Here is an 8,025-nt window from a genome sequence, read left to right as displayed (position 1 = left end):
ATGGCCAGCACTGAAACGAAGGCGACAACGGACGACCTCGCAGGGTTGGAGGCCGGACTCGACGCCCTGGACGCCGTCGACGTCCGCCGCACACCGGTCCGCGAGGTCCTCGTCAAGAAGGCCCTACCGCCGGTCCTCGCCGTCGCCCTCGTACTCGCCGTCTGGCAGCTCCTCGTCTCCGCGGGGGTCACCGAGGAGAACAAGCTGCCCCCGCTGACCGCGGTGTGGGACAGCCTGTCCGACATGTGGATCAAGGGGACCCTGCTGGAGGTCATCTGGACCTCCGTCTCCCGCGGTCTGCTGGGCTTCCTGCTGGCCCTGGCCATCGGCACCCCGCTCGGCCTGCTCGTCGCCCGGGTGACGTTCGTGCGCGCCGCGATCGGCCCCATCCTGGCCGGCCTGCAGTCCCTGCCGTCGGTGGCGTGGGTGCCGCCGGCCGTNNGGTACGTCCTGCGCAGCCGCGGCCTCCTGGTCAAGAGCTGACGCAGCTCTCGCGGCCCGCGGCTCCGGCACACCCGACACACCCGGCAGCTCCACCGGCACCATCGGCTTCCGCGTGGCCGCGGAAGGCAGCAGGCCCTCTTGACAGGGCCCGGACGCGGATCGAGACTCCAGTTCGGCGAATCCTGGTGAACTGGTAGGAAATCATGGGGCGTTCAGGGCTGGGCCGCGGGACGGACGGCGTGCGTGCCGCCGCTGCCGCCGCCGTCTCCCTGCCTCGGCCGCTGCTGACCTCCCGCCGCCACATCGACCTGCTTCGCGTGTGCAGTGCGGCGAGTCCCCTGCACCACGGCGGCCCCGTGCCCGCCCACCGCTCCTGACCCCGTCGCGTACACACCCACCGCGCAGTCACCCACCTGCTGCCGGCCGCGGCGGGGCGGCTGCGGTCCGTCGTCGCGTATGCCCGTGCCCGAGCCATCCCAGGGAGACGCATGTCCGCCACGTACCCGAAAGCCGTTCCGTCCTTCCAGAGCAGGATCGGCCGTGACGCGCGCAGCGGCTTCCCCGCCGTCGCACACCGCTACCGGCTCCACCTGACGCCGTCCTGTCCGAGCTGTCTGCGGATCGCCGTCACGCACAGCCTCCTGGGCCTGCACGACGTCCTCCCGGTGACGTTGCTGCCCGCCGTTCCCGACGCGTCCGACGGCAACGGGTACCCGGCCCTGCGCCCGCTGTACGAGGCCAGTTCCCACCTGTACCCCGGGCCGGCACTGGCGCCCGTCCTCAGCGACGACTGGACCGGGCGGATCGTCAGCACCCATGCGCCCGACATCGTGCAGGACCTGACGCGGCGGTTCGGGGCCTCCGGTCCGCGCCTGTACCCGGACGGCGCCGACGCGCGCATCGAGGAGGTCGGCCGACTCTGCGAGCAAGGCATCGACGTCGCGGCACAGCGGGCCGGCCAGTACGGTGCCGACGCCGCCGGCCGCGACGCCGCGCTCGCCGCGCTGTTGCGCGGGCTGGGTGTGCTGGAGCGGCGGCTGGCCTCCTCCGACCACCTGCTGGGCGAGCATCTCACCGCCGCCGACGTGCAGTTGTGGGTGACTCTGGTGCAGTTGGACACGGTCCACCGCTGGCACCTTGACGCGGCGACCGTGTACCGGATCACCGACCACCCCCGTCTGTGGTCGTACGCGCGACGGCTGGCGGCCCATCCCGCTTTCGGGCCGCACCTCGACCTGGACGGCATCGCACGCCGCCACCACGCCCACTGCCGGGGCCGGGAGGCTGCCGGTGCGGCCGTGCGGATCGTGGACTGGCCGCGACCCTCACCGCGCACGGACACGGAGGCCGGCGCCGGCGCCGGTCCGGATACCGGCGCGGCCGTGAAGACGCTCGGGAGCTGAGGAGGCGGCCCCCGGCGCGGCGGACGGCCGCCGGGGGCCGGGGACCCCTGGCGGCCGTGGTGCAGGGCGGCGCCGTCGTCGGGCCCGGCGGCCGGCGGGCCGCCCTGGGGGTCAGGCCGTCGTGTCCAGCCAGGGGATCTGGTCGGCGGAGTAGCGGTGGGCGCGGAAGACGGAGTTCTGGGCGCCCGCCGACGACTCCAGGCCCACGCCGTCGCCGAACGAGCGGAACTGCGGAACCACGAACTCCCACACCACCTGGCCTTCGGGTGTGACTTCGAAGAGCCGCCCGAAGGAGCCCTCGGCGATGAAGGTGTTGCCGTTGGGCAGGCGTTGGGCGCTGGACATGTACGGGCTGTAGAAGTTCTGCGGCGGGTTGTCCTGGTAGGACCACACCTCCTTGCCGGTGCACGGGTCCAGCTCCAGGACCCGCGAGTAGGGGACGGAGGTGGTGTCGCGGTAGGTGCCGTTGTCGAAGACGAGGATGTTGCCGCTCGCCAGCTCGTGCGGATGGTGCTGCTGCGCCAGGACGTCGGGGCCGATGTGCCAGAGGACGTGCCCGTCCGCGCGGTCGACGGCCACGGCGGAGGAGGCGCTGCGGAAGCCCAGGACGATGGAGCCGTCGGCGCTCTCGTTCACGGTGTTGGCCATGGGCCAGTGCTCGCGGGCGAAGTGCGGGTTGAGCGGGAAGTCCTCCGGGTCGAGGTGGTCGATGGCGGCCCAGCGCCACACTTCCTCGCCGTCCCAGGTCAGTTCGTACACGACGTCGCCGTAGATGACCCCGCCCGGGGCTTCGGAGCCGGGGATGCCGCCTCGGATGCGGGCCGCGTCGGCCGGGGCGAGGGGTTCGACGACGGTGATGACGAGGTTGCCGTTGCGCAGCAGTGAGGCGTCGTGGTGGTGGAAGGGGTGGCGGACTTCGCGGACGACCGTGGAGTCCGGGGCCAGTTCCTGGAAGATGCCGCCGTGGTAGACGTCCCAGATGGGGAAGAGGGTCGGGCTGTCGGTGTCCTTGGCGGCGTAGAAGAGGTTGCCGTTCGGGAGGAGCTGCGCCTGGCGGCCGGGCGGGTGCGGGGAGTTCCAGGTGTGCGCGGTCCGTCCCTCGATGTCGACGAGGTGGATCTCGCCGGCGCTGGTGATCGGGGTGTACAGGGTGTAGCCGCCGTGGCTGCGCTCGGGGTCGTGGGCGATCAGGCCGACGCCGCGGCGGCGCAGGGTGTTCTGGTCGACGGTCATGGGGAGGTGTCTCCTCGTGGCGGGGTGCGGTGGGTGGGTGCGTGGGGTGGGGGTGGGTGTGGTGCGGTTGTGCGGGGTGTGGTTCAGCGGACCGTGACGGCGGCCCGGTCGACGGACGTCAGGGGCTCCGGGTGCAGGTACCGCTGGAGTGCTGCGCGGTCGGCGGCGCCGGGCAGGCCTTGGGCGGCCTTGGCCCAGGCGGCTTCCTCCTCCAGCTGGGTCAGCAGCTCGGGTGAGAGGGTCGCGCCGTAGGTGTAGCGGGTCTGGTAGGCCTCGACGTAGGCGGTCTGGAGCGCGCCCTTGGACTGGGCCACGACGGCCTGCCGTGCGCGGGCCGGGTCCGCTCCGATCTCGCGCTGGGCGCGCAGGACGGTGCGCAGTACGGCGGCGGTGGCCTCGTCGCTCGTCCTCGGGCCCGCGACGAGCAGGGTTCGTGCGGTGTATCCGGTGAAGGGAAGCTCGGCGTAGCGCTCGCCGAGCGCGGTGCGGGCGGCCTCGTAGAAGCTGGGGAAAGTGACGCCGGCGTCGATGTCGCCTCGGGCGAGCGCCGAAGTGACCTGGTTCGGGGCGAGGTTGACGACGGTCACGTCGGCGGCCGTCAGCTGTGCGGAGGCGAGCATCCGCGAGAGGGCGTACTCGACGTTCGTGCCCTGCGGCACTCCGACCTTGCGACCCTTGAGGGAGGCGAAGCCGGTGACGGCCCGGTCGGTCCGGGTGAGGAGGCGCCAGTCGGAGAAGCGGGACAGGTCGGCGACGATCCGCAGGTCTCGTCCGCCGAGCGCCGCCGTCACGGCGGGCAGGTCTCCGACGACGCCGAGCTGCGCCTGTCCGCCGAGGACGGCGTTGAGGGCGTCACGGCCGGTGGGCTGGGTGGTGACGGTGACGTCGATGCCTTCGGCGGACCACAGTCCGTGTTCCTGGGCGACGTGGACGGGTGCGCCGCCGAGGAGGTCGCTGCCGACGACGGAGACGGCCGGGCGGCCGCTCCTCCCGTTGCCGTTCGCGGGGTCGGAGCCGTCGGCGCAGGCCGAGGCGAGCGTGGTGAGCAGGGCCGCCATGAGCAGGGCGGCGGCTGCGCGGGGTCTGGGCATCGAAAGGGCCTTCCGTGAAGCGGATGGAAACGGGGGGTGGGGTAGGGGTTCAGTCGGAGCCGAGGTGGCGTGCGATGAGCGAGCGCAGGTCCGGGTCCGGAGGTCCGTCGGGGACGGTGTGGTCGGCGAGCACCCTGCCGGGGGCGCCGCCGAGGACGACGACCCGCTGGGCGAGGGCCAGGGCCTCGTCGATGTCGTGGGTGACGAACAGGACGGTGGTGCCGCGGCGTTGCCACAGCTCCCGCAGCAGGCGCTGCATGCGGGTGCGGGTCAGGGTGTCCAGTGCCCCGAACGGCTCGTCCATCAGGAGCACCTCGGGCTCGGCGGCCAGGGCGCGGGCCAGGGCGACGCGTTGCTGCATGCCGCCCGACAGTTGCGCCGGGTACTTGTCGGTGCCGTCCGCCAGCCCGACCTCGGCGAGGGCCTCCAGGGCGCGCCGGCGGCGTTCCGCGCGCGGCAGCCCGAGCCGTTTGAGCGCGAACTCGACGTTGCCGCGTGCGGTGCGCCAGGGGAAGAGCGCGTAGTGCTGGAAGACCACGCCCCGGTCCGGTCCGGGTCCGCGCACGGGCCGGGAGCCCGCCGTCACCCGACCCGTGGCGGGCGTCACGAAGCCGGCCACGGCGCCGAGGACCGTCGACTTGCCACATCCGCTCGGACCGAGCAGGGCGGTGAACGACCCTGCGGGCAGTTCCAGGTCGGTCTGCTCCAGGACGGGGGCGGCTGCGTAGCGTACGGACAGCCCTTCCAGTCGTACGGCCAGGCTCATGAGGTGCTCCAGTGGACGAAGCGGCGGCCGATCGCGGCCAGTACGAGGTCCACGGCCACGCCGAGCAGCCCGAGCACGAGCAGCCCGGCGAACATCCGGTCCACGCGCAGGAACTGGCCGTCCACCTGGAGCCGGTACGCCAGACCGCTGTCCGCTCCGCCCAGTTCGGCGGCCACCAGGGCGAGCAGGGCCACCGAGGCCCCGTAGCGCAGTGCCGCGAGTACGGCGGGTGCGGCGGCGGGCAGCAGTACCTCGACGAACCGGCGGCGCAGCGGGGCGCCGAGCGTCCGGGCGGCCCGCAGGTGGGAGACCGGGACGCGGGACACGCCGTCGTGGACGTACAGCCATACGGCGAGCAGGACGGCGTAGGCGATGAGGAGGCGCTTGGCGGTTTCCCCGATGCCGAACCAGGCGGTCGCGAGCGGCACCAGGGCGATGGCCGGTATCGGGCGCAGGAAGGAGACGACGGGGGTGACGGCGGCGGAGAGCTTCGGCAGGTAGCCGGTGGCGAAGCCGAGGGCGCTGCCGATGAGGGCGCCCAGTGCGAAGCCCTGTCCGGCGCGGGTCAGGCTGGCGCCGAGATCGGCGGTCAGGATGCCGCTGCGGGCACTGTCCGCGAGCGCGGCCAGGGTTTCGGCGGGGGTGGGAAGGAGCGCCGGGGCCACCACGCCGGACCGGGCGAGCAGGTACCAGAGCGCGAGCACGGCGGCTGCCGCGCCCAGGGCCGGGCCCAGTCGGCCGAGGGCCCGGCCGGGCGGTGAAGGGGTGGCGTGCACGGAGCGGCTCCTCGGTCGTCGATAAGTGAGGTCAATAATTGACCACGCTTATGACGGGAGTGTTGCAGCAGTGCGAAACCTCTCCGGGGCTTCCGGCCCTTGATCGCAGATGAGGTACGTTCACCAGCGTGTCTCGACCCGAACCCACGCCCGAGGCGATCGAGGTCGGACGGGTGATCCGGAGCTGCCGCAAGCGAAGCGGCGTCTCCATGGCCGTCCTCGCCGCCCGCTCAGGCCTCTCCCAGCCGTTCCTCAGCCAGCTCGAACGCGGCCTCACCACGCCCAGCCTCAGCTCGATCTACCGGATCGCGGAGGCCCTGGACATGAGCCCGGGCGCCTTCCTGCGGCCGCCCGCGCGACCGGGTGCGGTCAGCCACGAGAGCGACCCACAGGTGATCCGGGTGGAGGAGTCCGCGGGGCAGGTCGCGCAGGTGCTCATCCCCGGCGGGCGCAGCGCGCTGATGGAGGCGTACGAGCACCACTTCGAGCCCGGCCAGGGTGAGCGCGGCTGGTTCGAGCACCCGGGCGAGGACTTCCTCTACGTGCTGGAGGGCGAGGTGGTCCTGGAGGTCGAGGGCGAGGAGCCGCTGACCCTGCGGGCGGGCCAGAGCGCCCACCACCGCGGCGAAGTCCCCCACCGCTGCCGCTTGTCGGGCCCGGCCCCCGCCCGCACCCTCCTGGTGATCGCGAACGCCTGAGGCCGCGGCGGCGGCGCGCGTCGTCGCCGCCGACGCCCGACCTCGCGGCCCCGCCCCCGAGGGGTCGGCGCACGCGAACGCCGGCCCCGGCGCTCGGGTCGTGTGCGCGGGCGGAGGTGAGTGGGGAGTTCTTGATCGGCGCCATCGCGCCATCACGGGGACCGGCCCTGCGCCACCGGCTGCGGGCGCCTGAGCGGGGGTCAGGCCGACCGGGTGAGGACCTCCGTCAGGCGGTCGAGGCCCCAGTCCAGGTCGCTCCGGTCGATGACCAGGGGCGGGGCCAGTCGGATCGTCGTGCCGTGGGTGTCCTTCACCAGGACTCCGCGCTCCAGCAGGCGGCGCGCGACCGCGCTGCCGCTGCCGTGGCGGGGCGGGACGTCCACGCCCGCCCACAGTCCCCGGCCGCGGCTGCCTTCGATCAGGCCCGCACCGGTCATCTCGTGCAGCCGTGCGTGCAGGTGCGCTCCGAGCTCCGCGGACCGCTGCTGGAACTCACCCGTGCGCAGCATGGCGATGACTTCGAGCGCGACGGCGCAGGCCAGGGGATTGCCGCCGAAGGTGGAGCCGTGCTGGCCAGGGCGCAGTACGCCGAGCACGGCCCGGGAGGACACCACGGCGGAGACGGGGACGAGTCCTCCGCCGAGTGCCTTGCCGAGCAGGTACATGTCGGGGGTGACGTCTTCGTGGTCGCAGGCGAAGGTCCGGCCGGTGCGGGCCAGTCCGGACTGGATCTCGTCGGCGATGAAGAGGACGCCGCGTCCGGCGGTGAGCTCTCGGACGCGGGCGAGGTAACCGGGCGGCGGCACCAGCACGCCGGCCTCGCCCTGGACGGGTTCGATCAGGACGGCGACGGTCTCGTCGGTGAGGGCGGCCTCCAGCGCGGCGGCGTCGCCGAAGGGCACGGTGTCGAAGCCCGGGGTGAAGGGGCCGAAGTCGGCCCGGGCATCGGGGTCGGTGGAGAAGGAGACGACCGTGGTGGTGCGGCCGTGGAAATTGCCGGCGGCGACGACGATCCGCGCACGGCCGGGGGGCACGCCCTTGATCCGGTAGCCCCATTTGCGGGCGACCTTGACGGCTGTCTCGACGGCTTCGGCGCCGGTGTTCATCGGCAGGACGGTCTCCATCCCGCACAGGTCCGCCAGGCCGGCGCAGAAGTCGGCGAACCGGTCGTGGTGGAAGGCGCGGGAGGTGAGGGTGAGCCGGTCGAGCTGGGCCTTGGCGGCGGCGATCAGCCGGGGGTTGCGGTGGCCGAAGTTGAGGGCCGAGTACCCGGCGAGCAGGTCGAGGCTGCGCCTGCCCTCGATGTCGGTGGTCCAGGCTCCCTCGGCGGAGGCGATGACGACGGGGAGGGGGCGGTAGTTGTGCGCGCTGCGCGCTTCGGCGGCGTGCACGGCCAGGTCGGTCGCGGAGGCGTCGGGTGCGGAGGGCGTGCCGGGCGCGTGGGCTGTGGTGGACATGGCGGCTCCGGGTCGGGAGGACGGTGACGGGGATCGGGTGCGGGGTGCGTCGGCGCGGCGCGGTGGCGGGTGGCGGTGGCACGGCGCGGGTGCGCGGGCCGGGTTGCGGTGGTGCTGGGCACGGCGCGGTGGCGCGTTGCCGTGGCACGGCGCGGGT

The 8,025-nt window shown here is 73.5% G+C and carries 8 protein-coding genes and 1 pseudogene; 4 read left to right on the top strand and 5 right to left on the bottom strand.

The window, feature by feature from the left end:
- The 3 genes and pseudogenes from AVW11_RS14585 to AVW11_RS14580 form a co-directional block, all read left to right on the top strand.
- Window positions 1-450 (top strand): annotated as a pseudogene (locus tag AVW11_RS14585) (ABC transporter permease); the annotation flags it as partial.
- A 197-nt stretch (window positions 451-647) separates the two neighbouring features.
- A complete protein-coding gene (locus tag AVW11_RS37400) occupies window positions 648-821 on the top strand; it encodes a hypothetical protein (protein ID WP_158076136.1) in 174 nt (57 codons plus the stop codon).
- Between the two features lie 111 nt (window positions 822-932).
- The gene (locus AVW11_RS14580; RefSeq protein WP_079250626.1) at window positions 933-1,847 is read left to right on the top strand and encodes a glutathione S-transferase C-terminal domain-containing protein; all 915 of its coding nucleotides are present in this window, start codon (window positions 933-935) and stop codon (window positions 1,845-1,847) included.
- A 111-nt stretch (window positions 1,848-1,958) separates the two neighbouring features.
- Here AVW11_RS14580 and AVW11_RS14575 read toward each other — a convergent pair whose 3' ends face one another.
- From AVW11_RS14575 to AVW11_RS14560, 4 genes are all read right to left on the bottom strand, one after another.
- Window positions 1,959-3,080, bottom strand: coding sequence for an aryl-sulfate sulfotransferase (locus AVW11_RS14575; protein WP_076044182.1), 1,122 nt, complete (start codon window positions 3,078-3,080; stop codon window positions 1,959-1,961).
- A gap of 83 nt (window positions 3,081-3,163) precedes the next feature.
- On the bottom strand, window positions 3,164-4,171 hold the full coding sequence (locus AVW11_RS14570; protein WP_076044181.1) for an ABC transporter substrate-binding protein: 1,008 nt from the start codon (window positions 4,169-4,171) through the stop codon (window positions 3,164-3,166).
- Between the two features lie 49 nt (window positions 4,172-4,220).
- Window positions 4,221-4,937 carry an ABC transporter ATP-binding protein gene (locus AVW11_RS14565; RefSeq protein ID WP_030855357.1) on the bottom strand — a complete coding sequence of 239 codons (717 nt, stop codon included), beginning with the start codon at window positions 4,935-4,937 and terminating at the stop codon, window positions 4,221-4,223.
- Entirely contained in the window at window positions 4,934-5,713 is a 780-nt protein-coding gene (locus AVW11_RS14560) for an ABC transporter permease (protein WP_060181083.1), read from the bottom strand. Before AVW11_RS14560 ends, AVW11_RS14565 begins: the two co-directional genes overlap by 4 nt.
- Window positions 5,714-5,841: 128 nt before the next feature.
- Here AVW11_RS14560 and AVW11_RS14555 point away from each other — a divergent pair, with 128 nt between their 5' ends.
- Entirely contained in the window at window positions 5,842-6,411 is a 570-nt protein-coding gene (locus tag AVW11_RS14555; protein ID WP_060181084.1) for a helix-turn-helix domain-containing protein, read from the top strand.
- Window positions 6,412-6,611: 200 nt separating this feature from the next.
- On the opposite strand, the gene rocD is transcribed toward AVW11_RS14555, so the two are convergent.
- Entirely contained in the window at window positions 6,612-7,868 is a 1,257-nt protein-coding gene (rocD, locus tag AVW11_RS14550) for an ornithine--oxo-acid transaminase (RefSeq protein ID WP_060181085.1), read from the bottom strand.
- Window positions 7,869-8,025 lie beyond the last annotated feature (157 nt).

The organism is Streptomyces amritsarensis (assembly GCF_001953875.1).
GTDB classification, from domain to species: domain Bacteria; phylum Actinomycetota; class Actinomycetes; order Streptomycetales; family Streptomycetaceae; genus Streptomyces; species Streptomyces amritsarensis.
The sequence above is the reverse complement of the archived record's forward strand: the minus strand, read 5'-3'. Positions and strand labels throughout refer to the sequence as shown.